Origin of the sequence: Ensifer meliloti (assembly GCF_030064585.1) — a bacterium.
Lineage (GTDB): Bacteria > Pseudomonadota > Alphaproteobacteria > Rhizobiales > Rhizobiaceae > Sinorhizobium > Sinorhizobium meliloti.
This window is the reverse complement of the sequence record NZ_CP120365.1, coordinates 1,819,894-1,844,465: the sequence shown is the minus strand read 5'-3', so window position 1 is coordinate 1,844,465 and position 24,572 is coordinate 1,819,894. Positions and strand designations below refer to the sequence as shown.

The following is a 24,572-nucleotide window of genomic DNA, read 5'->3' as shown; positions in this document are numbered from 1 at the left end:
CCTCAACCGGCAGGCGGTTGAGGGGCATCGACCGGGTGAATCCGGTTAGACTGGACCAAGCAATGCTCTAGCTTCCGAGGTGCCGCGCGCCGCGCTTCTTCGCAAGCATGATCTGCCTCTGCCTCTGGCGGTAACGCTCGCGATCCTCTTCGGTGCGGGTGTCGTGGCAGTGGATGCAGGAGACGCCTTCCTCGTGAAGGGGCGACTGGAGGTCCTCGGGCGTCAGCGGCTGGCGGCAGGCATGGCAGAGCGTGTGCTCGCCTTCCTGCAGCCCGTGGGTGACGGACACGCGCTCGTCGAAGACGAAGCAGGCGCCTTCCCAGAGGCTCTCTTCCGGCGGTATTTCCTCGAGATATTTGAGAATGCCACCCTTGAGGTGATAGACCTCCTCGAAGCCCTGTTCCTTCATGAAGGCCGTCGCCTTCTCGCAGCGGATACCGCCGGTGCAGTACATGGCGATCTTCGGCTTGTTGTGCAGGCCGCTATTGTTGCGCACCCACTCGGGAAATTCCCGGAAGGTCTTGGTCTTGGGGTCGACGGCTCCCTGGAAGAGGCCGATGGCCGTTTCGTAGTCGTTGCGCGTGTCGATGACCAGCGTTTCCGGATCGGAGATCAGCGCGTTCCAGTCCTTCGGCTCCACATAGGTGCCGACCACCTTTTTGGGGTCGATGTTCTCGACGCCCATGGTGACGATCTCCTTCTTCAGGCGCACCTTCATGCGCAGGAAGGGCATGGCCGAGGCCCGGCTCTCCTTGTGTACCAGGCCGGCGAATTCCGGCTGCGCGCGGAGACAGGCAAGGACCGCCGCAATGCCTTCTTCGGTGCCGGCGATCGTCCCGTTAATGCCCTCATGCGCAAGAAGCAGCGTTCCCTTCACCCCATTGGCATCGCAGATCGCCTGCAGCGGCTCGCGGAAATCGGCGAAGCGCGGAAAGGATACGAAATGGTAGAGGGCGGCCACCAGAAACTGGCCCGGCGTCTCCGGGCGGCGCGATGTCGTGAGCATGTCGGTCATGCGGCACGCAAATACAGGTTTCGGGCGCCAAGTGCAATTGCGGCGAGTCACGCCTGAGCTTGGCTTTCAGTAAGCGTTCTACCTTCCGGCTTCGAGCCAGAGCAGTTCGAGGGTTCGGCTCTCCCTCCGCGGCCGGTCGAGAAAGACCGCATCCGCGCGCTTCAAGGCCTCACGCCTCAGCTCGTCCTGCCTGGCTGCGACATTCGAAAGAAGATGCTCCCTGCTGTTGCCCGCCAGGTCCGGCCGTTCGTCGACGAGCGACATCAATGCGGCGATGTCGTTCAGATGGCCGAGCACATCCACCAGTTCGCCGGCCTCCGTTCTTTTCGCCCGCATTGCCGACGGCCAGGCCTCGCGAAGCAGGGAGAGCTGCATCCGATAATCCTGTGCGCCCTTGCGCAGGTCGTGAAACAGCGTCGTATCGGAGCTTGCCGCACAGGCCGCCCTGGCGCGTGCGGCGCGCCACAATGTCTGCCGCCAGCCCTTCGCCAGGCGGCGGGCGGATTTCCGCCTTCCGTCATGGAAGGAAACATGAGCGAGTGCGGCGTGCGCCTTTCGGCAGTTGACGATGGTTTCTTCGATCTTCCGGTCGAGATCGCCTTCGTCTTCGGCAATCCGGTCGCGCCGGCTTGCGAGGATCGAGCAGATCTTGTCGAGGGCCAGCTGCTGCTCCTCGCTCGCCGCGTGCCGGCGCAGATACCCGGCATTCTCGACAAGCGCTGCCGCGTCGCGGAATGTCGAGAGACTGCGTGCCATGGCGCGGAAGCGGGCGTTTTCCTGCCTCTGGAAGAGTGGCGCATCCGCGGCCACGAGGCGATAGAGCGAGCGCAGGCGCTTGAATCCCTTGCGTGCATCGTGGATCGCTTCATGCACGCCTTCGGGTTGGACCTCCAGCATCGCGATCGCGCGTTCGATCTGTTCCCCTCCGACGGCGCGGAAGTCCTCTGTAAAGGGGCGCTTCGGATGGAAGGCAAAGGTCATATCTGCGCTTCCAGCAGTCCTTCGGTGGCAAGCGCCTGATTGGAGTAGCGGCGATCGCCGGTGATCTCGCGCCCCAGCCAGGCCGGCAGGTTGGGCAGGTCCGTTTCCCGGTTCATTTCGACTTCGGCGACTGTGAGCCCTTCAAGCGCGCCCTCATAGACGTCGACCTCCCAGGTGAAACCCTTGTGCGGTATCCTGAAACGCCGCTTCTCGATGACGATGCCGATCGCCTGGGTCAATAATTCCCGCGCGTCATTCATGGGGAGATCGTATTCGTACTCGTTGCGGACGAGCGCCGATTTGCCGATCTTGATGGTCAGGCGTGCCCGCTTGTTGCCGTGAATGCGCACGCGTACGGAGCGGTCTTCCATGGTGACGACGTAGGCCTGACGTAGCCTGATGCCCTTGTCCGCGTGTTGCCGCCAGCCATCGGTGGCGACAAGAAACTTGCGCTCAATCTCCTTTGCCATGGATCTCCTGCCATTTCGAGAAGTCGGCCGGCACAGACTACCGTTTAATCGATGTCGCTCAAGTCCTGTCCCTTCGATCACGATGATTTTAGATCGGATGGACCTGAAATCGTGAACGTGATCGGTCCTGACAAGTTAGAGCGGAAGCGGGCGGAATAGCGCGAACCGTTTTCCGGGGCGCGATCTACCGCAGATGGTTTCTCTTCGGCGGCAGAGTAGCTTTCAGGCTCGACAACCGCAGACCGGCACGCTATGCGAGGGGCATTATTCAATCGTTTTAAAAGGACGATCGGCATGAGCGCGAAAACGGACAAGCTTCTCTCCATCCTCAAGCTGCAGCCGGTGGTTCCGGTCTTGGTGATCGATGATGCGGCGTCGGCGGTACCGCTCGCGCGGGCGCTGGTCGCCGGCGGCCTCAAGGCGATCGAGATCACCTTGCGCACGCCGGCCGCGCTGGAGGCGATCCGTGCCGTCGCGAATGAGGTTGAGGGCGCCGTTGCCGGTGCCGGCACCATCCTCAATGCCGCGCAGTTCGAAGAGGCCGTCGCGGCCGGGTCGCAGTTCATAGTCAGCCCCGGCACGACGCAGGAACTGATCGACGTCGCCAACGATCACGAGGTGCCGCTGCTACCGGGTGCGGCGACGGCGAGCGAGGTCATGGGGCTGCGCGAGGAAGGCTACGATGTGATGAAGTTCTTCCCGGCCGAGCAGGCCGGAGGCGCTGCCTATCTGAAGTCGCTGTCGTCGCCGCTCGCAGGCACCATGTTCTGCCCGACCGGCGGAATCTCGCTTGCCAATGCGCGCGACTACCTGACGCTTCCGAACGTCGTTTGCGTCGGCGGCTCCTGGGTTGCGCCGAAGGACCTGGTCGTCAGGGGCGACTGGGCCGGCATCACCAAGCTTGCGGCCGAGGCCTTCGCGCTCAAGGGCTGATTCTACTGCATGTTTCCTTTAATCGTATCCGATTAAAGGGCAAAAACATGCAGCAGATCAAAGTGCTACAGCGATCTTTGCGCGTCTGATAAGACGCGCGCCGCTGTAGAGCGGGACGAGGAAAAGTGTGCCGTTTTCCGCCTGCATCCCGCGTCTCAACTTCTTGGAATCGATCACGATGCTTTAGGTCGACCCGACCTAAAAGCATCGTGATCCAGCCGGCACGCGATGGAGGAAGGCCGGCATTCGTCCGGCCATTTCATTCTTCACGCCGGTTTGTATTTCCGTGGCAACGTTCCTATGTCTCAATCGGCCAACGACGGAGCGCGGGGTGGGGCGTTCATGCCTGCCATCCCGCATTGACCGAAAAGGAGCAAGCCTGATGTTCGACGCGAAGAAATTGCTGGATCAGTTCCTGGGATCGCAGGTGCCCGGCGCCGGAGGGACCGTCCGCGGCCGGGCGGATCAGGTGACCAAAGTCGCGAAAGACAATCCGCTTGCCAGCGGCGCGATCGCCGCGGTCCTGCTCGGCACGAAATCCGGACGCAAGCTGGCCGGCAATGCCGCCGTCCTAGGCGGTCTCGCCGCGATCGCCGGCCTCGGCTATCAGGCCTACAAGAACTACCAGTCCGGCAAGGAGCCGGTGGCCGAGCCCGCACCACGCGCACCGGCGCAGTTGCCGGCGCCGCCGGCCGACTCCGGCTTCGCCGCGCCGGAAGCGCTGAGCGACGACTTCGCGCTCGTTCTGGTGCGTGCCATGATCGCCGCCGCGCGCGCGGATGGCCACATCGACGGCACCGAGCGCGGCCGCATCATGGACAAGCTATCCGTTTCGGGCCTTTCCGCGGATGCGGCGGCCTTCCTGGAAGCGGAGCTCGTCAACCCGATCGATCTCGACGCCATCATCTCCGCCGGGAAGACGGAGGAGGAGCGGGTGGAGATCTATACGGCCTCCCGTCTCGCGATCGAGCCGGACGGCCGGGCCGAGCGCGGCTATCTCGATCTGCTTGCCGGGCGGCTCGGCCTGGCCGATGCGCTCGTCGACCACATCGAGGCGACGGTTTCTGCGGCAAAGATTCCGGCTTGAACGAATTCATGAGCGGGCGTCGATCCGTTCCGCTCATGGGTCGCATCACGAGTTTGAATTTGTCACCGCCCTGCGTCTGTCCTATGGCCAGTGCGAATGCAAACGCGGGAGCAGTTGATGCGTGATCTTGCCCACTGGAAAGGATGCCCGGCGCCGAAACCGGTGCTCATCGAGGGGCGATACGTCCTTGTCGAGCCCTATGATCGGGCGAAACATCTGAACGCCCTCTGGAGCGATGCCTTCGGCGGCATGGCCATCAACCCTCTGCTCAAATATTTCTCCCAGGAGGATTTTTCGGGCATAGAGGATTTCGACACCTGGCTTTCGGCGGTTCAGCAAAAGTCGGGCTGGGTGACCGAAGTCTTTCGCGAGAAGGCGAGCGGCAAGGTCGTCGGCATGGCAAACTACATGCGCGCCGATCCCGCCAACGGCGTCGTCGAGGTCGGCGGCGTCGCGCATGGGTCCGCCATGGCGCGGTCGCCGCTTTCGACTGAAGCGCACTATCTCATGGCCAGGCATGTGTTCGAGGACCTCGGCTATAGGCGCTATGAATGGAAGTGCCACAGCGAAAATCAGGCGAGCCGCACCACCGCGGCGCGCCTCGGCTTCACCTTCGAAGGCATTTTCCGTCAGCACATGGTTTCGAAACGCGCTAATCGCGACACGGCCTGGTTCTCGATGATCGATCGCGAATGGCCGCTCATCAAGACCGCTTTCGAGCAGTGGCTTTCGCCCGACAATTTCGATCGCGACGGACGCCAGAAGCAGCGCCTCGAGGATGTCCGCGCAACGCTTGCGCAGGAGGAACGAAGGTGAGCACGCCCGAGAAGGAGAAATCGCCCGCCGTCGCGGCAGCCATCATTCTGCTGGTGGTCGGGATCGGCTTCTTCGCGCTGCCCTCGATCATGGTGAGGCTCGGCGACATATCCCCATGGCTTGCGGCCGCGGTCGGCTGCCTATTCGTGATAGCCTTCTTCCTGATCTTCTGGCTGCGCGCCCGGTATCAGCGCCGAAAGGGACTGTGAGTCTCCGGTCGGCTATTTCCGCATATTCTATTGAAGGTGCGGGTGCTGCAGGTCAGTTCGGATACCTTCAAGAGCGGGTACCGACATTCTCGTCGAACGTGCCAGCGTAAACTTCTTCTGGTGAGGATATGAAAAGAAGGATATTATAATATCCTCGAAAGGATATGCTGTATGCCGCTCTATATCAAGGATCCCGAGGTCGACCGGCTGGCCGAGGAGCTTATCAGCCTGACCAAATCCAGCAAGGTGGATGCGGTCAAGGACGCGCTCAAGCATGAGATAGCCAAACGTAAGGCCGTTCTTCCGGTCCGAGAACGCCTTGCAAAATCCCTTGCCATGGCGCGCGAGGCCGGTCCCTTTGCCCCCGGCAACCACAAGCGGGAAACCGACGACATGTGGGGCGATGACTGATGCTGTTCATTGACGCCTCGGTTGTCGTCGCCATTCTGGCCGAGGAAGAGGATGCCCCAAGCCTGATCGATCGGCTCGAGCAGGACGGCGGCCCCTACTACGTCTCGCCCGTCGTGCGGATGGAAGCGACCCTATCGCTCACGCGCCGATTGGCCGAGGCCGCAGGCAGGGGTGGACCAGCAACACCCGAGATGATGGACACGGCGCGCCGTCTCGTCGAGCAGTTCATCTCCGACCTCGATTGCAAGGAAGCGATGATTTCTGGCGACGTTGGCGCCAAGGCGCTTGATGCCGCGCGGCAGTTCGGCAAGGTCATGAACCACCCCGCCAAGCTGAACATGGGCGATTGTTTCACCTATGCCTGCGCGCGGGCTTACCGTACCCGAATTGCCTATAAGGGTGACGACTTCACCTATACCGATCTCGGCTGGCATAGCCATTAAGGTCTATCGGAAAGCCACGCCAAACCCTGGGGCGCGGCCTACCCCTTCTCGCCGTCAGAACGGGGAGAAGGTCGCGGCAGCGAGATGAGAGGCGGTTGCGGGTGGAATGTTCTTCCGAGGTAACTCAGCTCTGCAGCGCCGCGCCCAGGAGAACCAGCCCGAGCAGCAGGACAAGCAACGCACCGGCGATCTCGATGCCGTTCGAGATGCGTGCCGCAGCCGAATCGCTGGAGGCATAGCGCACGGCAATACCCTTGGCCGTCACGGCCATGGTCGCCAGGATCGAAACGGTGATTGCCGTACCGATCGACATGGCGAAGACCGAAAGCACGCCGCCGAGATAGAGCCCGTTCAGGAGGGCGAAGGACAGCACGATCAGCGCGCCGGAGCAGGGCCGCAGGCCGACTGCGACGATCGCCGACCAGGCTTCGCTGAGCGCGAAGCGGTCGCCCTTCAGGAGCGCCGGATCGGGTGCATGGGCGTGGCCGCAGGTGGCGCAGACCTCGCCGGGCCCGTGCGCATGCCCGTGCGCATGGTGGTGATCATGATGATGATGCTCGTGGCCGTGGCTATGACCGTCATGGGCATGCACCGTGGCCGGAGCAGGGGCCGGACGCAGCATCGATCGCAGCTTGCGGAAGACCAGCCAGCCGCCGAAGGCCGCGATCAGCGCATAGCTCGCGATTTCGAGTGCACGGGTGGCGTTCGTCATGCTGATCGAGGAGCCGCGCAGCACGAGATAGACGGCGCCGATCAGGAGGATGGCAACGACGCCCTGCAGGATCGAGGAGAGGAAGGAAAGCAGCACGCCTCTCTTCAGTTCCGTCTCATTGGCGATCATGTAGGAGGAGATGACCGCCTTGCCGTGGCCCGGACCGGCGGCATGGAAGACACCGTAGGTGAAGGAAAGGCCGATCAGGGACCAGAGCTGCCACGGGTTATCGCGCATGTCCTTGAGTGCGTCGGTCAGCATTCGGTAGAAGCCCTGCTGCTCCATGTTCACCCAGGAAAAGAACCCGCCAAGAAAGCCCGTCGTCCGGATGGAAGGTTCGGCAGTGCCGATGCCGAGAGGCGACTGGGCGGCGGCGGCGGTTGCGGAAAAGGCCGTCAACAGGAGGGCGGTCACGATCAGGCGGCCGGCGTTGCGGGCATTCAGCATGTGATCTCGATCCTGGTTGCAAAGAGCTTCGACGTGTCGGTCCCGGTCGGATCGTTCCAGAAGGCGTCGGTCAGCGTGTCCTTGTTCTCCGCCAGCACTTCGTCGGGATCGGGCCGCACCACCTGATGCTGGCAGGCCTCGATCTTGTCGCCGACGACGGAGAGGTCTTCGTCGGTCGGGAAGTCCATGGCGGTATACATGGTCGGGTCGTAGACGCCGAAGGAAAGCTTGCCCTTGAGCGGCATGGTCTCGGCAGGCTTGACCGCGAACATCATCAGGAGCTGGTTATCCTTGTAATCGACGGTGATGCTGTCGGGTCTGTTGACCTTCACGGATTTGCCGTTGTCGGAAATCGACGTGTAATAGTTGTACTCCGCCAGCGACTCGAGCACCGTCTGGCCGACTTCCTTCAGTTCATCCGGGTCGAGCGTGGCGTTCGCGTTCTTGTCGAAGTCGAGAACGACGCTTGCCGAAAACAGCTCGTCGAAACGCCAGACATTCCTCAGCTCGCCGATCCCGCCCTTTTCGTCGGAGACGATCTCCAGGCGAGCTTCCGCGAATATATGCGGGTGGGCGAAGGCGAGAGCGGGCGCGAGGAGCGTCGCAAGGCCGGCCATGACGATGCTTTGTGTTTTCATGGGAATGGGAATCCTTTCGGCCGGGGCCGCGCGAATCGTCCCCGAATGTACCGTAAATGAGACGGAATTGGGACTTGCAGCGCATCGTTTCCACCGGGTGAGGAAGGATCGCAGTCGCATCAGCGCGTGCTGCGGAACCAGCTGTGGAGGAAGTCGACGAAGGTGCGAACCTTGGTCGGGAGGTAACGACGATGCGGATAGATGGCGTAGATGCCGCGATCCTTAGGCAGGAAATCGTCGAAGAACGTCACGAGCTCGCCGGCAGCGATCTTCGGCCGGGCGATGAAATCGGGAAGGACCGCCACTCCGATGCCGCTCACCGCGGCCCGCGCCGCGGCAAGCGGGCTGTTGACCTCGATCTGCCCGCTGACCGACACGGTGAATGGCGAACCGTCCTTTTCGACGAAACGCCAGCTCGAATAGGACCGGCCGTTGGTGTCGAGGATGCACGGCAGCTTGGAAAGTTCGCTCGGATGCCCGAGGGGGCCGGCCTTGGCCATGAAATCCGGCGAGGCGCAGACCAGCACCTGAAAGTCGTCGAGCTTGCGGGCGATCAGCGTCGAGTCCTCGAGCCGGGTGATTCGGATGGCGACGTCGAATCCTTCCTCGACGAGGTCGATGAACCGGTCGTCCGAGACGATGTCGAGCGACAGTTCGGGATGCTCCTTGCCGAAGTCGATCAGGGACTGGCCGATATCCGCATCGACGAAAGTCCTCGGCACGGTGATTCGCAATCGGCCCTTGAGGTCGGAATTGTTGGCACGCACGAGATCGGCGAGGTTGTCGATCTCCTTCAGGATCTCCGATGCGCTGCGGTAATAGGTGTGTCCGGCCTCGGTCAGCGAGAACTGGCGCGTCGTGCGGTTCAACAGCAGCGCGCCGAGCTCGTCCTCGAGTTCGCGCACATATTTCGACAGCAGCGCCTTGGATTTGCCGATGCGCCGGGCCGCGGCCGAAAAGCCTTCCGCGTCCACGACATCGATGAAGGCGCGGATGCGGGTCAAGGTATCCATGATTCGTCTTTCTCCGGCATGCAGGCGAAAACGCGCTTGGTAGACGGGTCTCCGGTTCCCACCCGCACGCACGGCCCTGCTGCGATCGTTCAGCCAAAGTGAACACTGGCGCCGTTGCCCGGTCCAGAAAAAATTAGCGGCGAGATGGAAAAAACTCTTGATTACGACAATGATTTTTCTTACCTACGCCTTGCCCAAAGTCGCACGTGCCTGTGGGTGTCCGCCGACCCTCGATTAGGTGAGGTTATCGGTAAGGTACCTGGAACTAACCCCTCCAGTCGCTATTCCGGCCAACCGGGAAATGCGAGGACATCTTGAAGCAACGACGGTGCGGGCCTTTCTGGTGTCTGCCGGCTCTCCAACAGCCGGGGTTACTGAAGAGGCACACCTTCATTGCCGGAAGTGCGGTTGGGTTATTCCCTCCAATCCATGGCAGACAAAGCCGAATCCTAGCCTTTGCGGGCTTTGATTCAAATTCGCGCATCGAGCGCATGCATGGTTCCGGGGTCTCCACCGGCTGGTTCCAGTGCAGGCGCGCGTATGCCCTTTGTCCTCCACAGTCGTGGAGTCTAATGGATCGGGGAATATGGCCATGACCACCGCACGTATCATCGACTTCCTCAACACCCGACGACCCGAAGGTCCTTGCCTCGTTGTCGACCTCGACGTCGTGCGCGACAATTTCAAGGCCTTCCGTCATGCGCTGCCCGACAGCGCGATCTATTATGCCGTGAAGGCAAACCCGGCACCGGAAATCCTGCGCCTTCTCGCCGGCCTCGGCTCCAACTTCGATTGCGCGTCCGTCGCCGAAATCGAAATGGCGCTCGATGCCGGGGCGACGCCGAACCGCATCTCCTATGGCAACACCATCAAGAAGGAGCGGGACGTTGCGCGCGCCCATGCGCTGGGGATCAGCCTCTTTGCGGTCGACAGCCACGAAGAGGTCGAGAAGATCGCGCGCGCCGCTCCCGGTGCCCGTGTCTTCTGCCGTGTGCTGACCGATGGCGAAGGCGCCGAATGGCCGCTGTCGCGCAAGTTCGGCTGCGTGCCGCAGATGGCGGTCGACGTGCTCGTCTATGCGCACCAGCTCGGGCTCGTCTCCTACGGCGTCTCGTTCCATGTCGGCTCGCAGATGACGAAGCTCGACGCATGGGATGCGGCTCTTGCCGATGCCAAGCGCGTCTTCGTCCAGCTTGCCAAGCAGGGCATCGAGCTCAAGATGGTCAATATGGGCGGCGGCTTCCCGACGAAGTACCTCAGGGACGTTCCGTCGGCCGAGGCCTATGGCCAGGCGATCTTCGGCGCGCTGAAGAAGCACTTCGGCAACAACATTCCGGAGACGATCATCGAGCCGGGCCGCGGCATGGTGGGAAATGCCGGCGTGATCAAGGCGGAAGTCGTGCTCGTGTCGAAGAAGTCGGACAACGACAGCCACCGTTGGGTCTTCCTCGACATCGGCAAGTTCGGTGGTCTCGCCGAGACGATGGACGAGGCGATCCGCTATCCGATCCGCACGGCCCGCGATGCCGATGCGATGGAACCCTGCGTGCTCGCCGGCCCGACCTGCGACTCGGCAGACGTGCTCTATGAGAAGAACATGTATCCGCTGCCGATCTCGCTGACGATCGGCGACGAGGTTCTGATCGAAGGCACGGGCGCCTACACGACGACCTACTCGGCCGTCGCCTTCAACGGCTTCGAGCCGCTGAAGGCCTATGTCATCTGATCCTGCTCGCTCCCGTTCACGCGGGAGCGGCTTTCACAATTCATGTCCGGTCCGCCTGAAGCGGTTTTGATGACGGGAGGCCCAGATGGCCGCTGTTGTTGATTCCTTGCGCGCGTTCTTCGCGCCAACCACCTTTGTGATCGACTCGGAAAACCCGGGCGATGTCGTTGCGCGCGAGAACCTGCTCGACCGCGCCATGGGCGCGGGTCGCCGCAGGAAATCGTCGGAGAAGCTGCGTCGCGGCCGCGTGCCTGCCGAGGGCCTTGCCCTTGTCGCCCGGGATGCGGACGGTCACGTCATCGGCACCGTGCGCCTCTGGAACGTCGAGGCCGGCGTCAACCGCGAGGGCCAGTCGGTGCCGGCGCTGCTGCTCGGCCCTCTTGCGGTCGATCCGGCGCATGAGGGCAAAGGTATCGGCGGCATGCTGATGCGCGCGGCGGTCCAGGAAGCCAAGAACCGGGGCCATGGCGCCGTCCTGCTCGTCGGCGACGCCGCCTATTACGAACGTTTCGGCTTCTTCTCGCAGCGCGCGCAGCATCTCGTCATGCCCGGTCCTTTCGAGCGCAATCGCTTCCTGGCGCTCGAGCTCAAGGAAGGCTGGCTCGACGGTGCTGCCGGGATGCTGGTCGCCAGCGGCCGGAAGCTCGCTTTGCCGCCGCTTCGCCGCGCCGCCTGAATTTCTTCCGCCTCTCACCCTGCGGAGGTGGATTATAACAGCGCTCCTGCCGTCCTTCGCGGCGGGAGCGCTGTTTACGCACTTTTCCGAAGTGCTCTAATTCGCAGCGCGCCGATAGAGCGCCAGAGATCCGGCGAGCGCCAGCAATGCGCCGCCGCAGATGCGGTCGAGCCAGATCGCGCCGGAGCGCCTCATGAAGCGTACCGCCTGCGACCCGAGCAGGGCGTAACCGAACATCACCACGAAATCGATCGACGCGAAGACGATGGCCAGCATGGCGTATTGCGGCGCCTGCGGGAGGGCGGGATCGATGAATTGCGGCAGAAAGGCCGAAAAGAACAGATAGCCCTTGGGATTGGTGACGGCGACGAGGAAGCTCTTGGTGAAGATGGAGCGCGTTGCGCCGGAATCCGCTCCCTGCGGGGCTTGCGACGGGAGTTCCAGCGTTCCGCGCGATCGCAGCAGCATGACGCCGAGATAGGCGAGATAGGCGGCGCCCAGCCATTTGACCACGGAGAACCAGAACTCCGACGCTGCAAGCAGTGCACCGAGCCCGAGTGCGACCGCGCCGATCAGCGCGAAATCCGAGAGCATCGCGCCGATCATTCCTGCCGTTGCCCGTTTCACGCCAAAACGCGAACCATTGGTGAGCGCGAGAAGCACGGTTGGTCCAGGCGTTGCGATGCCGATGAAAGCGACAAGCGCGAATGCGAGAATGGTGACTTCGCTCATGATGACCTCCCTAGATCACTTTTCCTCATCCCGCTCTTGGCGACGCCAAGTCGTCCCATAGCTGTCGCGTGCGTGCAAGTGGCCATCGCCGGCGGCCCGCGCGTTTGACAGCCTGCATGGTTTCCCCTATTCAGGCGCCGGGCGAGGGCCCCTGCCGTCCGCGAGCGTCAAGCTTCGGTGAAGTCTCTCTTTTCGACACGGTCACGCCGAGCGGCATGCTGCCGATGGCAATGCGGACACCCATCCAGAAATGCATGCCGTAACAGGAGACCCTGTCATGACGCATGAATTACGAAGCCTTCCCTCGCTCGATGCGCTGAAGGACCAGGCCAGACGCCTGAGATCCCGGCTTGCGTCGGAGGGTGACGAAGTCACCCACTCCAAGTCGCTCGAGCTGGTCGCCGCCCAGTATGGCTATCGCGATTGGAACACGCTGCACGCGGCCGTCGGCAACCGGCCTGCTTTCAACCCATGGATGCTCGGGGCGCGGGTCAAAGGCCGTTATCTCGGCCAGGCTTTCGAAGCGGAAATCCTCTCGGCCCAGGCGATCAGCGCGAAACCGCGACGTTATCGGCTGACGTTCAAGTTCGACGAGCCTGTCGACGTCGTCACATTCGAGAGCTTCTCCGCTTTCCGACAACGGGTCACCGCCACCATCGATGAAAGCGGGCGGACGGTCGAGAGGACCTCGGATGGGCGGCCGCATCTTGAACTGGAGTGGTGAGGAACAGGCGGAGCTGGCCCTCATCCGGCTTGCCCCCGCCTTTTCGCCGCAGCGGCGGATTGCATGCATTCACGCCTGCTACCCGGCGATATCCACCACACCGCAATCGCCCGCCGCCGATCCGAAGGCGAGTTGGCGACCGCTCTTGTTCCAGGCCATGGCGCTGATCGCGCCATTGCCCGGGCGACGCAACAGCACTTCCTTGCTGTCCGCGAAGCGGGCGGCGAGGATCATGCCATCCTCATAGCCGATGGCGACGATATCGTCTGCCGGGTGACAGGCGACTGTCGTCACCATTATGTTGGCGCGGGTGCCGAGCTCGAGCGGCGCCTTGCCCATCGGTCCGTCCTTGCCCTGAAACGGCCAGACGATCGCAGCCGGCGCGCCGGACGAGGCGAGCCACTTGCCCTTCGCCGACCAGGAGAGTGACTTCACCTTTGCCGGATAGCCGGTCATGCGCATGTGCCGCGCCTCGGCGCCGGGCTTTGCATCGAGCTTCCAGCCATGCAGCGCATTTTCCTGCATTGCGGTGACAACGAAGCGTCCGTCGGGAGAGAAGGTGACGCCGGTGTGGGCGCCCTTCCATTCGAGATCGACCGGCTGGCCTGCCATGGCGACCCAGTGCAGCGAGACGCCGTTGTATCGCGCGGCGGCGATCCTCAGGCCCTTGGGCGCGAAGGCGATGCCTTCGACAGTCCGCTGCTCGGGAAATTCCCTGGTGGTACCGTCGGAAAGGCGGACATGCGTCGTCTTGCCGTAGGCGTAAGCGACCGCACCTTGCGGTCCGGCCGCAACTTGCGAGATCCATTTGCGACCCGTGTCGGCAACGAGGCTCGCCGTGCCGTCTGCCGAAATGCGCATTACCTTGCCGTCTTCGCCGCCGGTCAGCAGCGTGTCGTTCGCCTCGTCGACAACGAAGGACAGCAGCCCGTCATGTGCTTCGGTCGTCTTGTGGCCGTGATCGAGCCGGTGGATCGTGCCGGCGGCCCCGGCGAAGAAGGGAACATCCTTGAGGAAAGCCACGCCGACGACGTGGCCTTCGAGATCGAGCGGAGCGACGGTCGGCATCAGTTGGACGGGCTTTCTTTTTTCATCATGAACTTATCCCGAAGCCGGGCGCCATCTTCCGGGATCATGCCTGGACTTCGCACGCCTTGAAGGTGCGCTCGATCTTCTCGCGGTCGAGATCGCGGCCGATGAAGACGAGCCTGCTTTCGCGCTTCTCGCCGTCTTTCCACGGGCGCTGGTGATCGCCTTCGATGATCATGTGAACGCCCTGGACGACATAACGCTCCGCATCGCCGGCAAAGGCGATGATGCCCTTGAGGCGCAGGATGTTCGGACCGTCGGTCTGGGTGATCTTCTGGATCCAGGGGAAGAAACGATCCGGATTCATTTCGCCCCCGCGCAGCGAAATCGACTGCACCGTCACGTCATGGATCGGCGAGGGACCGTCGTGATGGTGATGGTGATGGTGGTCGTGGTCGTGATCATGATCATGATCATGATCATGATGGTGGTGATCATGATGGTGGTGATCGTGGTCGCAATCGGGACCGCAAACGTGGTCGTGATCCTCCTGATCGAGGAAGTGGGGATCGTTTTCGAGCGCCCTGTCGAGATTGAAGGCCCCCTGGTCGAGCACCTTTCCGAGGTCGATCTCGGAGCGCTGCGTGCGATAGATACGGGCGGACGGATTGATGACGCGCACGGTCGCCTCGACGCGCTCGAGTTCCTCCGGCGTCACGAGGTCGGTCTTGTTGAGGAGCACCACGTCGGCGAAGGCGATCTGGTCCTCGGCCTCGCGGCTGTCCTTCAGACGCAGCGGCAGGTGCTTGGCGTCGACGAGCGCCACGACGGCGTCCAGTTCGGTCTTGGCGCGAACGTCGTCATCCATGAAGAAGGTCTGCGCGACCGGCACCGGGTCGGCAAGGCCGGTGGTCTCGACGATGATCGCGTCGAAGCGCCCGGGACGGCGCATCAGTCCTTCGACGACACGGATCAGGTCGCCTCGAACGGTGCAGCAGACGCAGCCGTTGTTCATCTCGTAGATTTCCTCGTCGGACTCGACGATCAGGTCGTTATCGATGCCGATCTCGCCGAACTCGTTGACGATGACCGCATATTTGCGGCCATGATTCTCGCTGAGGATGCGGTTCAGAAGCGTAGTCTTGCCGGAGCCGAGATAGCCCGTGAGCACGGTGACGGGGATCGGCTTCTGCGCGGATGTTTCGGTCATGGGAACCTCGAGGGTTGGCGATGCGCCGCGGGCATCGATGGTTGGGTTCTCATATAAGAGATGAGGTGGCGATGCGCAAATACAGACCTGTGTCGCGATCGACGGGGGGAAAAAATCAGTCCAGCTCGCCGGCATCGAAGGCGTTCACATCCTCGAGCAGCTCGATGATGCCTTTTGCCGCATGCGCAAGCAGCGCTTCGCCGCGCTCGGCGGTGGCGGCGGCGGCATTGCCGGCGACGCCGTCCGCGTTCAGATCCGACATCTTCCAGCCGAAAGCGTGCGGGCCGTAAGCGCGCAGATGCTTGAAGGAACGCGCGAACTCGCTCTGGCGCGAGGGGAAGTCGCGGGTCTTCGCCATGTCCACCTTGTCCGGATGGAGCGCCAGCATGACCGAGGTCTCGATATCGCCGCCATGGATGTCGACCGCCTTGTCCTTGGCGCTGATCCAGCCATCCGGCTGTCCGAAGCGCGTCCAGCTCGTCGCCACGGCCAGCATCCTGAAGCGTATCCGCGCCTCCGTCGCTACGATGGTCATCAGGGGCGAATTGCCGCCATGCGCGTTCAGCATCACGAACTTGCGGATGCCGAGTCCGGCGAGCCCCTCGGCGATGCCGAGCCAACGTTCGATCGCCTCGTCATAGGCGAGCGTGCGAGTGCCGGAAACATCCATGTGTTCGATCGAATAGCCGACCGGTTCGACAGGCAGGAAGGTCACGGGCAGTGCTTGGGGGAGTGCGGCGATGACGCGCTCGACGATGCCCGCCGCGATCAGCCGGTCCGTTTCGAAGGGGAGATGCGGCCCGTGCTGTTCATGTGCGCCGAGCGGGAGCACCGCGATCCAGTCCCGCCGCTCGACGGGTTCGAGTGCGGCGGAATTGTCGGTCCATCGGGGCTTCGGCAACGACATTTCTACTCGGCCCTCGGCGTGGTTTGTCGTAAAATCGTTATTTGAGTCATACAGTTCGTAAACTCAAGCCTTATTGCTATAAGTGTAGTGTAGGGGATTCGGCGGGAGGTCCAATGGGCAAGAAGAGCAAAGCCGAAAGGAAGGGCAAGAACGGCAAGAAGAAGGACGAGATCGTCGCCGAGGCGAACGATCACGATCTTGCTTCGGTTCTCGTCCAGGCGGCCCGCTCGATGCGCACGGTGCTCTCTCGCAATCTCGTCGCAAGCGGCCTTTATGCCGGGCAGGACGGCGTCATGCTCGCCCTTGCCGAAACCGATGGGCTCACGGCCGGCGCGCTGGCGGGCAAGCTCGGGGTCAAGGCACCGACGATGACGCGCACGATCGGCCGCATGGAAGCGCAGGGCTTCCTGGAACGCCGGCCGGACAGGGACGATGCCCGGCTGACCAAGGTCTATCTGACAGAGCTCGGCCGTGATCGTCTGCAGATCATCGCGGAAGCGGGCCAGCATTCCGAGAAGCTCGCAACACGCGGTTTGACCGACAAGCAGGTGCGCACCCTTATGAAGCTCCTGCGCGCCGTCGACAGCAATCTGCAGACCGCCAGAGCTGCGGATTGAGCCGGGGTTTGAGAACCGGGCGGCTTGAACTTCCCGATTGCAGCGATAATTTAAACAGTTTAAAGGAATTTAAACTGGCTGACGGCAGCGACTGCAACGGGGGATATGGTGGCGCAAAAGGTCAAGCTTTCTACAATCGCGGAAACACTCGGCCTTTCGACGGCGACGGTATCCCTGGCATTGCGCGACAGCCCGCTGGTGGCGGCGGTCACACGCGACAAGATCAAGGAACAGGCGCGCGCACTCGGCTACATCTACAACCGCCGTGCCGCAAGTCTCAGGACGTCGCGCTCGGGCATCATCGGTGTCGTCGTGCACGACATCATGAACCCGTTCTACGGCGAGATCCTCAAGGCGATCGAGGCTGAGCTCGATCGCGACAAGCAGACCTTCATTCTGTCCAATCACTACGATTCCGTCGAGAAGCAGCGCGATTTCATCGAGACGCTGCTGCAGCTCGGTGGCGACGGCGTCATCATGTCGCCCGCTATCGGCACGCCGCCGCAGGACATTCAGCTTGCCGAGGACAACGGCATGCCGGCGATCCTGATCGCCCGCTCGATCGAGGGGCTCGACGTCCCCATCTTCCGCGGCGACGACGCCTATGGCATTTCGCTCGCGACCAATCATCTCATCGGGCTCGGCCATCGCTGCATCGCGATGGTCGGGGGAACGGACCAGACCTCGACCGGCCGCGACCGCTACCAGGGCTACGTCAACGCGCTGCGCAAGGCGAATATCGAGGTCGACCCGGACCTGCGCATCCCGGGGCCACGCTCCAAGCAGGGCGGTTTCGAGGCCGCGGTGCATCTCCTTTCGCTGCCGCAGAAGCCCACCGCGGTCGTCTGCTGGAACGATCTCGTCGCCATCGGCATGATGAACGGCATTGCCCGCGCAGGCCTCGTGCCGGGCGTCGACATCTCCGTCACCGGCTACGACGATCTCGAGGAAGCGTCGATCGCGACGCCGGCGCTGACGACCGTCTGGAACGGCCAGGCGGAGGTGGGGCGCAGTGCTGCGCGCGCGCTCCTGGACAAGCTTTCCGGCAGCCACGAACCCGACGGCATCCATCTGATCAAGCCGGAAATGCGCATCCGCCAGTCGACCGGTCCGCTGCGCGTAACGGCTTGATCGATCCCTCCGAGTCTGAACAGGATGCGTGAGTGTTCGTCCGCATTCCCGTCATGTCCGGAAAGGAAACCCGATGAGTCGTCCTAGAATTCTCGTGCCCGGCAAGATCAACCCGAGGGTCCTCGAACGATTGCCGGAAATGTTCGAGACCGTGCGCATCGAGCGCGCCGATGCGGCCCTCGTGACAGCCGACATGCGCGACGTTTCCGGCATTGCCGTTTCGGGCAAGCTGCCGGTGCCGCTGATGGATGCATTCCCCAGCCTCGAGATCGTTGCGAATTTCGGCGTCGGCTACGACGGCGTCGATGTCTCGCGTGCAGCAGCCCGAGGGATTGTCGTCACCAATACGCCTGATGTCCTGACCGAGGAAGTCGCCGACACGGCCATCGGCCTCCTCCTCAACACGCTGCGCCTCCTGCCGCAGGCCGAGCAATGGCTGCGCCAAGGCCGGTGGGTGCGCGAGGGGGCCTTCCCGCTATCCCCGCTTTCGCTCCGCGGCCGTACGGTCGGGCTGTTCGGCCTCGGCCGGATCGGCCTCGCGATCGCACGGCGGCTCGAAGCCTTCGGCGTCTCGATCGCCTACCACACGCGCACGCCGCGCGAAGGCCTCGGCTTCACCTATCATCCGACCCTCGTGGGTATGGCCGAGGCCGTCGACACGCTCATCGTCATCGTGCCCGGAACAGCGAGCACGCTGAAAGCGGTCAATGCCGATGTCCTTTCGGCGCTCGGCCCGAAGGGCGTGCTGATCAATGTGGGTCGCGGCTCGACGGTGGACGAGGCGGCGCTTGTCACCGCACTTCAGAACGGCACCATTGCCGGCGCCGGCCTCGACGTCTTCGAGAACGAGCCCAATGTTCCCGAGGCGCTTCTTTCGTTTCCGAACGTCTCTCTGCTGCCGCATGTGGCGTCGGCCTCTGTCGTCACCCGCAACGCCATGTCCGATCTCGTCGTCGACAACCTGAAGGCATGGTTCTCGACCGGTGAAGCTTTGACACCGGTGGTCGAGACGCCGTTCCGGCGTAGAGCGATCCAAAACTAACTGGCCTTGCTCTCACGATAGGCGCGCGCGGCATCGCCGAAGGCCTTGAACAGGGCGGCCGACGGGGCGTCGGTCCGGACCCAGTATTCGGGATGCCACTGCACGCCGACGGCGAAGGCCTTGGCGCCGATGACCGAGACCGCCTCGATGGTCCCGTCGTCGGCCACGGCTTCGACCGCAAGCCGCGGAGCGGCGGCACCGATCGCCTGGCGATGCAGCGAATTGACCCTTACGCGGCCGGTGCCGAGGACCGGGGCCAGACAGCTTCCTTCCTTCACGACCACATCCTGGCGAATGCCATAGGCGACATCGAGATCCGGAACCTCCGGCTTGCGGTGGTCCCATATGCCGGGCTGCTCCTGGATCTCGCTCGCAAGCGTGCCGCCAAGCGCGACATTGAGCTCCTGTATGCCGCGGCAGATCGCGAACAGGGGGACGCCGCGGTCGAGTGCGCGGCGGATCAGCGGCAGGCTGGTCGCATCGCGGCCCGGGTCGAAAGGCCCGTCCGCTTCGCTCGCCTCCCTGCCATAGAGCGAAGGGTGGACGTTGGAGCGGGCGCCGCTGGCGAGCACGCCGTCGACGCGGTCGAGAATCTCGTCCACATCGTTCCCGGCCTCCAGAGCGGGAACGAGAAACACCATCAGCCCGGCGCCCTCGACCGCCGCGCGGACATATTGGTGGGCGGCAACATGCCAGACATTGCCGTCGAATTCGCGGAAATCGCAGGGGATGGCAACGACAGGTTTCGACATCGTCAGACTCCGGTTATGATCCGCAAAAGCCTTGCCGCCAGAACCCTCAAAAAGTCAACTGGGGGAGACGGACACCGTCGCCAGTCGGCGACTGTAACGTCGCGCATAGCACGGGGACACATATCCGAAACGCTGATACCGACAGGGGCCAATATCTGCCGGGCAATCTTTCGTTAAGTCCTCGACCCTAACAATCCGGCAAACCGGAGCTTGGGTTCATGACCCGCAATGAACGGGGCGCTCTTCCGGCAGACATCTATCTGTCGTTCGTAAGCTCGCTCTACCAGAATCGAGGGACGTTGGTGATCGGCATGCTATCGCATGTCGTGACCTTCCTGCTCGTCTTTCTGAAGACCTCCGACACGCTCTATCTCGGCTGCACCGTCGCGATCGTCGTCCTGTGGATCGTGCGCAATCTCGACATGATGCGCTTCGACCAGCTGGATCTGTCCGGGGCGGACTACGCGGCCATCAGAATGTGGGAGAACCGCTACATCGTCGGCGGCGTCGCCGTTACGCTGACCTGCGGCATCGCCTGCGGATATGCGATAGCGGTCACCCGGGACGTGTTTTCCCAGGTTGCATGCGTGTCGGTGACGCTTGCCTCGATGATCTCACTGGTGGGCCGCAACTACGGTTCCGAGCGGGCGGTACTGCTTCTGTCGTCTTCGGCCTGCCTGCCGATGATGATCGGCGCCCTGTCGCTGGGCGATCCCTTCATGGCCGTCCTCGCGGTTCTGATCGTGCCCTTCATCCTGACGACCTGGATGATGGCGAATAATGTGCGCGGCTATCTTTTCGAAAAAATCCTCGCAGCCCGGGACGAGAACGTCCTTGCGGCACTGGAAACGAAGACGATCGCGGGGCAGTTCGACGCGGCACTCAACAACATGACTCACGGTCTTTTCATGCTGGACGACCGGCATCGCATCGTGGTGGCGAACGAGCGTGCCTGCGAACTTCTGCACCTAGGCGACAAGGCGCAACTCAAAGGCTGGCTGCTCGGTGATGTCCTCGAGCGCGGGAGCGATGCGCTGGCGCTCGACCCGGAAAGAAGCGACAGCATAGCGCGGCAGCTGGACCTGCTGATCGAGGGAAAGCGTTCGCGCGCGCTCGTCACCGTATCGGAGGAGCTTCTTCTCGAATTCTCGGCGAACCGCCGCGAGAACGGCGAAATCGTTCTTATCTTCGAAGACGTGACGGCGCGCGTTCAGGCAGAAAGGCAGGTTCTGCAGATGGTGCGCTTCGACACGCTCACCGGTCTGCCGAGCCGGGACTATTTCGCCGAGCTCACCCACAATGCGGTTGCGGCCGGCACGGCGCATGATCGCGACATCGGCCTCCTGCTCGTAGACATCGCCGAATTCAAGCACGTCAATGACACGAGAGGCCACGTCGTCGGCGACAAGCTTCTTCAGGCCATTGCCGATCGTCTCAAGGGTCTCGCAGGCAGTGAGGCGATCGCCGCCCGGCTGATGGGCGACGAGTTCGTCGTGTTCTTTCATAACAGGGTGGGCCGTTCCGGTCTGGAGGAACGGATTCGCGCCGTCCATGCGAAGCTGCACGGCACCTATATGGCCGACGGTTTCACCTTCAACATGGCGATGAATGCCGGATTCGTCATTGTGAGGAAGAGCGAATTCCGGTTAGAGGAACTACAGATCAAGGCCGATCTGGCGCTATCCGAGGCCAAGGCCCGAAACAACGGCGGCTGCACCGCCTTCGAGGCCGAGATGGAAGCGCGCTACCTCGAACGCCAGAAGCTCAAGAGCGACCTGCGCGATGCGATTGGGAGAGGCGATCTCAGCCTTGCCTACCAGCCGATGTTCACGCCGGATGGATCGCGTGTCGTAAGCTGCGAAGCGCTGGCGCGCTGGACTCATCCGGAGCGCGGCCCAGTCCCGCCCGACGTTTTCATCCCGCTTGCCGAAGAGATGGGGCTTGTCACGGACATAACGCGCTTCGTTGTGCGGCATGCCTGCCGCGATTGCCTGACTTGGCCGGCCGAGGTGGCGGTTTCGGTCAATCTCTCCGTTCTCGACCTTCACGGGGACGAGATCGTCGCGATCGTGGCGGACGCACTTGCAGAGAGCGGCCTCAACCCCGCCCGCTTGCATCTCGAAGTCACCGAAAGCTGCCTGATGGACGAGCCCGTCAAGGTCCAGGCCGTGCTTCGGGAGCTGCGCGAGCGCGGCATGGCGATCGCGATAGACGATTTCGGAACCGGTTATTCGAGCCTCAGCTACCTCGATGCGCTTCCGGTCAGCATCATCAAGGTCGACCGGTCCTTCGTGCGCGACATCCATGTGAATTCCCGGCGCTTCAAACTCCTGCTCGGCACGGTCAATCTTGCCCGCGCCCTGGAGCTCAAGGCGGTCGTCGAGGGGGTCGAGACGGCCGAACAGCTGCAGCTCATAAACGAGTACAATTGCGCCGATCTGATCCAGGGCTTTGTCTTCGCGGCCCCGATGCCCGCCTCTGCCGTGGCCGTCCTGTGCGGGCATGGCATGCCGGAATCGGTTGCGGAGCGGACCGCCTGACGCCTTTCGGCGCAATGTCGCCCCTGCGCCGGCCGCACTATCGATTATGCCGCAGGGCTCGCGGGGCGGTTTTCGTTGCGAAGGGGCGGCGCATTGTGTATGCGGAGCTAAAGGAACCGATTGCGCCCCGCGGGCAAGCGGTCATGGGTGGATAAGACAGGGCCGCCATCGGCGGTGCCGCAGAATTTTGGAGAATTGGACGATGGCAGAGCATCATTCGGGACCGGTCGAAACGGGCGCTCCGATGGACTATTCCGAGCATGAGAAGACATATGATTTCTTCATCAGCGCCACGAAATACGGCACTCTGTTTTGCGTCGCGCTGCTGATTGCGATGGCTGCTGCTTTCTTCACGACGATGGGCTTTTTCAGCTCGCTCGTTCTTTTCATTCTCATCAACGTTGCCGGTTACTTCTTTCTTCGCTGACCGGCGTCGCTGATCCGTCCCGCCGAAGATGGGGAGGGGGTCCCCATCTTTGTCGCGGGCCGATCGAGTTTTTCCCGCACCACGTGGGAGTATCGTCTCGGCGGCGGATGTTTCCGCCCCGCAGGAGGAGTTCTGTCGCTACGACGATGCGCCCAGGGTGCACTAAGGTCGCTGTGGCGCATTGAGGTGCCGCATGGTTCTCTCCCGAAATCGGCTCGATTCGGGGACCGTGTGAGTGAAGAGGCGGCGTGCAATGCTGTCGCCTGGAGGACAACGTCCGCAACCCGGCCAGCCGGGGCGGACCGGGGAGGGGGATTTGTGAGCGAGATCGTCTTTATCGCCAAGGAATCGGATCCGAACGAGGGACGCGTTGCCGGTTCCGTCGAAAGCGTGAAAAAACTGAAGTCGCTTGGCTTCGACGTGGTTGTCGAAGCGGGTGCCGGCCTCGGTTCACGCATACCCGATCAGGAATACGAGAAGGCCGGTGCGCGTGTCGGTACGGCGGCGGATGCGAAAACCGCCGACGTGATCCTCAAGGTCCGTCGGCCGAGTGCGCAGGAGATTTCCGGCTACCGGTCCGGCGCTGTCGTCATCGCCATCATGGACCCTTACGGTAACGAGGAAGCGATATCGGCCATGGCCGGCGCGGGCCTCACAACCTTCGCCATGGAGCTGATGCCGCGCATCACCCGCGCCCAATCCATGGACGTGCTTTCCAGCCAGGCAAACCTTGCCGGTTATCAGGCGGTGATCGACGCCGCCTACGAATATGACCGCGCGCTGCCGATGATGATGACCGCTGCCGGCACCGTGCCGGCGGCCAAGATCTTCGTCATGGGCGCGGGCGTTGCCGGCCTGCAGGCGATCGCTACCGCCCGCCGCCTGGGCGCGGTCGTCTCGGCGACGGACGTTCGCCCCGCCGCAAAGGAGCAGGTAGCCTCTCTCGGCGCCAAGTTCATCGCCGTCGAGGACGAGGAGTTCAAGGCGGCCGAGACCGCCGGCGGCTATGCCAAGGAAATGTCCAGGGAGTATCAGGCCAAGCAGGCGGCGCTCGTCGCCGAGCACATTGCCAAGCAGGACATCGTCATCACCACGGCGCTGATCCCCGGCCGCCCGGCGCCGCGGCTCGTGACCCGCGAAATGCTCGATTCCATGAAGCCCGGATCGGTCGTCGTCGACCTCGCGGTCGAGCGCGGCGGCAATATCGAGGGGGCCGAAGCCGGCAAGGTGACGGAGGTCGGGGGCGTCAGGATCGTCGGCCATCTGAACGTGGCGGGCCGCATCGCCGCTTCCGCCTCGCTGCTCTACGCCAAGAACCTCGTGACCTTCCTGGAGACGATGGTCTCGAAGGAGACGAAGGCGCTGGCATTGAACATGGAGGACGAGCTCGTCAAGGCCACGGCGCTGACCCATGGCGGGGCAGTCGTGCACCCGGCCTTCGGCGGTGCCATGAGGGGGGAGAAGTAAGATGGCAAACGAACTTCTGGACAAGGCACTGACCGATCTCGAGCGGGCGGTCGAGGCGGTGAAGACCGCCGCCGAATACGTGCCCGATGCGGCCGGAGCGGTGGCGCATGGCGCGACCGGCGGCGCGATCGATCCCTTCGTCTTCCGCCTCGCGATCTTCGTGCTGGCCATCTTCGTCGGCTACTACGTCGTCTGGTCGGTGACGCCGGCGCTGCATACGCCCCTGATGGCGGTGACCAATGCGATCTCGTCGGTGATCGTCGTCGGCGCCTTGCTCGCGGTCGGGATCTCCGCCTCGGGGCTTGCCACCGGCTTCGGCTTCGTCGCACTGGTACTTGCTTCGGTGAACATCTTCGGCGGCTTCCTGGTCACCCAGCGCATGCTCGCCATGTACAAGAAAAAAGAAAAGTGAGGCGG

The 24,572-nt window shown here is 62.9% G+C and carries 27 protein-coding genes; 16 read left to right on the top strand and 11 right to left on the bottom strand.

The annotated features are described in order from the left end of the window. Positions 1 to 67 precede the first annotated feature (67 nt). The 3 genes from trhO to PZL22_RS15985 form a co-directional block, all read right to left on the bottom strand. Positions 68 to 1,015, bottom strand: coding sequence for an oxygen-dependent tRNA uridine(34) hydroxylase TrhO (gene trhO / locus PZL22_RS15995; RefSeq protein WP_027992176.1), 948 nt, complete (start codon positions 1,013 to 1,015; stop codon positions 68 to 70). A gap of 78 nt (positions 1,016 to 1,093) precedes the next feature. Beyond that, the gene (locus tag PZL22_RS15990) at positions 1,094 to 1,996 is read right to left on the bottom strand and encodes a CHAD domain-containing protein (protein ID WP_003528886.1); all 903 of its coding nucleotides are present in this window, start codon (positions 1,994 to 1,996) and stop codon (positions 1,094 to 1,096) included. After that, entirely contained in the window at positions 1,993 to 2,466 is a 474-nt protein-coding gene (locus tag PZL22_RS15985; protein ID WP_003528887.1) for a CYTH domain-containing protein, read from the bottom strand. Before PZL22_RS15985 ends, PZL22_RS15990 begins: the two co-directional genes overlap by 4 nt. 294 nt (positions 2,467 to 2,760) lie before the next feature. Between PZL22_RS15985 and PZL22_RS15980 the strand changes: the two genes are divergently transcribed. From PZL22_RS15980 to PZL22_RS15955, 6 genes are all read left to right on the top strand, one after another. Beyond that, the gene (locus PZL22_RS15980; protein WP_027992175.1) at positions 2,761 to 3,399 is read left to right on the top strand and encodes a 2-dehydro-3-deoxy-phosphogluconate aldolase; all 639 of its coding nucleotides are present in this window, start codon (positions 2,761 to 2,763) and stop codon (positions 3,397 to 3,399) included. Positions 3,400 to 3,781: 382 nt separating this feature from the next. Next, positions 3,782 to 4,486 (top strand): tellurite resistance TerB family protein, encoded by a 705-nt coding sequence (locus PZL22_RS15975; protein ID WP_003528889.1) that lies wholly within the window; start codon positions 3,782 to 3,784, stop codon positions 4,484 to 4,486. 117 nt (positions 4,487 to 4,603) lie between these two features. Further along, positions 4,604 to 5,302, top strand: coding sequence for a GNAT family N-acetyltransferase (locus tag PZL22_RS15970; protein WP_003528891.1), 699 nt, complete (start codon positions 4,604 to 4,606; stop codon positions 5,300 to 5,302). Then, the gene (locus PZL22_RS15965; RefSeq protein ID WP_003528892.1) at positions 5,299 to 5,511 is read left to right on the top strand and encodes a hypothetical protein; all 213 of its coding nucleotides are present in this window, start codon (positions 5,299 to 5,301) and stop codon (positions 5,509 to 5,511) included. The genes PZL22_RS15970 and PZL22_RS15965 overlap by 4 nt, the downstream gene beginning before the upstream one ends. Before the next feature lie 171 nt (positions 5,512 to 5,682). Next, positions 5,683 to 5,922: a type II toxin-antitoxin system VapB family antitoxin gene (locus PZL22_RS15960; RefSeq protein WP_003528894.1), complete on the top strand. Its 240-nt coding sequence runs from the start codon at positions 5,683 to 5,685 to the stop codon at positions 5,920 to 5,922. Next, positions 5,922 to 6,365 carry a type II toxin-antitoxin system VapC family toxin gene (locus PZL22_RS15955; RefSeq protein WP_003528896.1) on the top strand — a complete coding sequence of 148 codons (444 nt, stop codon included), beginning with the start codon at positions 5,922 to 5,924 and terminating at the stop codon, positions 6,363 to 6,365. Before PZL22_RS15960 ends, PZL22_RS15955 begins: the two co-directional genes overlap by 1 nt. A 124-nt stretch (positions 6,366 to 6,489) precedes the next feature. Here PZL22_RS15955 and PZL22_RS15950 read toward each other — a convergent pair whose 3' ends face one another. The 3 genes from PZL22_RS15950 to PZL22_RS15940 form a co-directional block, all read right to left on the bottom strand. Further along, entirely contained in the window at positions 6,490 to 7,524 is a 1,035-nt protein-coding gene (locus PZL22_RS15950; RefSeq protein WP_003528898.1) for a nickel/cobalt transporter, read from the bottom strand. Then, positions 7,518 to 8,162, bottom strand: coding sequence for a DUF1007 family protein (locus PZL22_RS15945; RefSeq protein ID WP_003528900.1), 645 nt, complete (start codon positions 8,160 to 8,162; stop codon positions 7,518 to 7,520). The genes PZL22_RS15950 and PZL22_RS15945 overlap by 7 nt, the downstream gene beginning before the upstream one ends. Before the next feature lie 119 nt (positions 8,163 to 8,281). After that, complete coding sequence (locus PZL22_RS15940) at positions 8,282 to 9,175, bottom strand: LysR family transcriptional regulator (RefSeq protein WP_003528902.1); 894 nt, start codon at positions 9,173 to 9,175, stop codon at positions 8,282 to 8,284. 586 nt (positions 9,176 to 9,761) lie between these two features. On the opposite strand from PZL22_RS15940, the gene odc2 reads away from it, so the two are divergent. Together odc2 and PZL22_RS15930 are read left to right on the top strand one after the other, a co-directional pair. Then, complete coding sequence (odc2, locus tag PZL22_RS15935) at positions 9,762 to 10,901, top strand: ornithine/lysine decarboxylase (RefSeq protein WP_010970259.1); 1,140 nt, start codon at positions 9,762 to 9,764, stop codon at positions 10,899 to 10,901. An 85-nt stretch (positions 10,902 to 10,986) separates the two neighbouring features. Then, positions 10,987 to 11,577, top strand: coding sequence for a GNAT family N-acetyltransferase (locus tag PZL22_RS15930; RefSeq protein ID WP_003528905.1), 591 nt, complete (start codon positions 10,987 to 10,989; stop codon positions 11,575 to 11,577). A 96-nt stretch (positions 11,578 to 11,673) separates the two neighbouring features. Here the strand turns inward: PZL22_RS15930 and PZL22_RS15925 are convergent, their stop codons facing one another. Continuing rightward, the gene (locus tag PZL22_RS15925) at positions 11,674 to 12,309 is read right to left on the bottom strand and encodes a LysE family translocator (protein WP_003528907.1); all 636 of its coding nucleotides are present in this window, start codon (positions 12,307 to 12,309) and stop codon (positions 11,674 to 11,676) included. Between the two features lie 277 nt (positions 12,310 to 12,586). On the opposite strand from PZL22_RS15925, the gene PZL22_RS15920 reads away from it, so the two are divergent. Beyond that, the gene (locus tag PZL22_RS15920) at positions 12,587 to 13,033 is read left to right on the top strand and encodes a glyoxalase superfamily protein (RefSeq protein ID WP_003528909.1); all 447 of its coding nucleotides are present in this window, start codon (positions 12,587 to 12,589) and stop codon (positions 13,031 to 13,033) included. 78 nt (positions 13,034 to 13,111) lie between these two features. Here the strand turns inward: PZL22_RS15920 and PZL22_RS15915 are convergent, their stop codons facing one another. The 3 genes from PZL22_RS15915 to PZL22_RS15905 all read right to left on the bottom strand — a co-directional run bounded on the left by PZL22_RS15915 (position 13,112) and on the right by PZL22_RS15905 (position 16,179). Beyond that, a complete protein-coding gene (locus PZL22_RS15915; RefSeq protein ID WP_003528911.1) occupies positions 13,112 to 14,101 on the bottom strand; it encodes a WD40 repeat domain-containing protein in 990 nt (329 codons plus the stop codon). Between the two features lie 64 nt (positions 14,102 to 14,165). After that, positions 14,166 to 15,272 carry a CobW family GTP-binding protein gene (locus PZL22_RS15910; RefSeq protein ID WP_017276041.1) on the bottom strand — a complete coding sequence of 369 codons (1,107 nt, stop codon included), beginning with the start codon at positions 15,270 to 15,272 and terminating at the stop codon, positions 14,166 to 14,168. Between the two features lie 115 nt (positions 15,273 to 15,387). Continuing rightward, complete coding sequence (locus PZL22_RS15905; RefSeq protein ID WP_003528916.1) at positions 15,388 to 16,179, bottom strand: creatininase family protein; 792 nt, start codon at positions 16,177 to 16,179, stop codon at positions 15,388 to 15,390. Between the two features lie 113 nt (positions 16,180 to 16,292). Here PZL22_RS15905 and PZL22_RS15900 point away from each other — a divergent pair, with 113 nt between their 5' ends. From PZL22_RS15900 to PZL22_RS15890, 3 genes are all read left to right on the top strand, one after another. Then, entirely contained in the window at positions 16,293 to 16,796 is a 504-nt protein-coding gene (locus PZL22_RS15900) for a MarR family winged helix-turn-helix transcriptional regulator (protein WP_284718506.1), read from the top strand. A 108-nt stretch (positions 16,797 to 16,904) separates the two neighbouring features. Beyond that, the gene (locus PZL22_RS15895) at positions 16,905 to 17,927 is read left to right on the top strand and encodes a LacI family DNA-binding transcriptional regulator (protein WP_003528919.1); all 1,023 of its coding nucleotides are present in this window, start codon (positions 16,905 to 16,907) and stop codon (positions 17,925 to 17,927) included. 73 nt (positions 17,928 to 18,000) lie between these two features. Continuing rightward, positions 18,001 to 18,969 carry a 2-hydroxyacid dehydrogenase gene (locus PZL22_RS15890; RefSeq protein WP_003528921.1) on the top strand — a complete coding sequence of 323 codons (969 nt, stop codon included), beginning with the start codon at positions 18,001 to 18,003 and terminating at the stop codon, positions 18,967 to 18,969. On the opposite strand, the gene PZL22_RS15885 is transcribed toward PZL22_RS15890, so the two are convergent. Beyond that, positions 18,966 to 19,721: a gamma-glutamyl-gamma-aminobutyrate hydrolase family protein gene (locus tag PZL22_RS15885; protein WP_003528923.1), complete on the bottom strand. Its 756-nt coding sequence runs from the start codon at positions 19,719 to 19,721 to the stop codon at positions 18,966 to 18,968. The two genes, PZL22_RS15890 and PZL22_RS15885, sit on opposite strands and share 4 nt — an antisense overlap. A gap of 218 nt (positions 19,722 to 19,939) precedes the next feature. Between PZL22_RS15885 and PZL22_RS15880 the strand changes: the two genes are divergently transcribed. The 4 genes from PZL22_RS15880 to PZL22_RS15865 all read left to right on the top strand — a co-directional run bounded on the left by PZL22_RS15880 (position 19,940) and on the right by PZL22_RS15865 (position 24,567). Beyond that, the gene (locus PZL22_RS15880; protein WP_003528926.1) at positions 19,940 to 22,261 is read left to right on the top strand and encodes a putative bifunctional diguanylate cyclase/phosphodiesterase; all 2,322 of its coding nucleotides are present in this window, start codon (positions 19,940 to 19,942) and stop codon (positions 22,259 to 22,261) included. Between the two features lie 202 nt (positions 22,262 to 22,463). Further along, entirely contained in the window at positions 22,464 to 22,688 is a 225-nt protein-coding gene (locus tag PZL22_RS15875) for an aa3-type cytochrome c oxidase subunit IV (RefSeq protein WP_003528928.1), read from the top strand. Positions 22,689 to 23,006: 318 nt separating this feature from the next. Beyond that, positions 23,007 to 24,155: a Re/Si-specific NAD(P)(+) transhydrogenase subunit alpha gene (locus tag PZL22_RS15870; RefSeq protein ID WP_003528930.1), complete on the top strand. Its 1,149-nt coding sequence runs from the start codon at positions 23,007 to 23,009 to the stop codon at positions 24,153 to 24,155. A 1-nt stretch (position 24,156) separates the two neighbouring features. Further along, a complete protein-coding gene (locus tag PZL22_RS15865) occupies positions 24,157 to 24,567 on the top strand; it encodes an NAD(P) transhydrogenase subunit alpha part 2 (protein ID WP_003528932.1) in 411 nt (136 codons plus the stop codon). Positions 24,568 to 24,572: the final 5 nt, after the last annotated feature.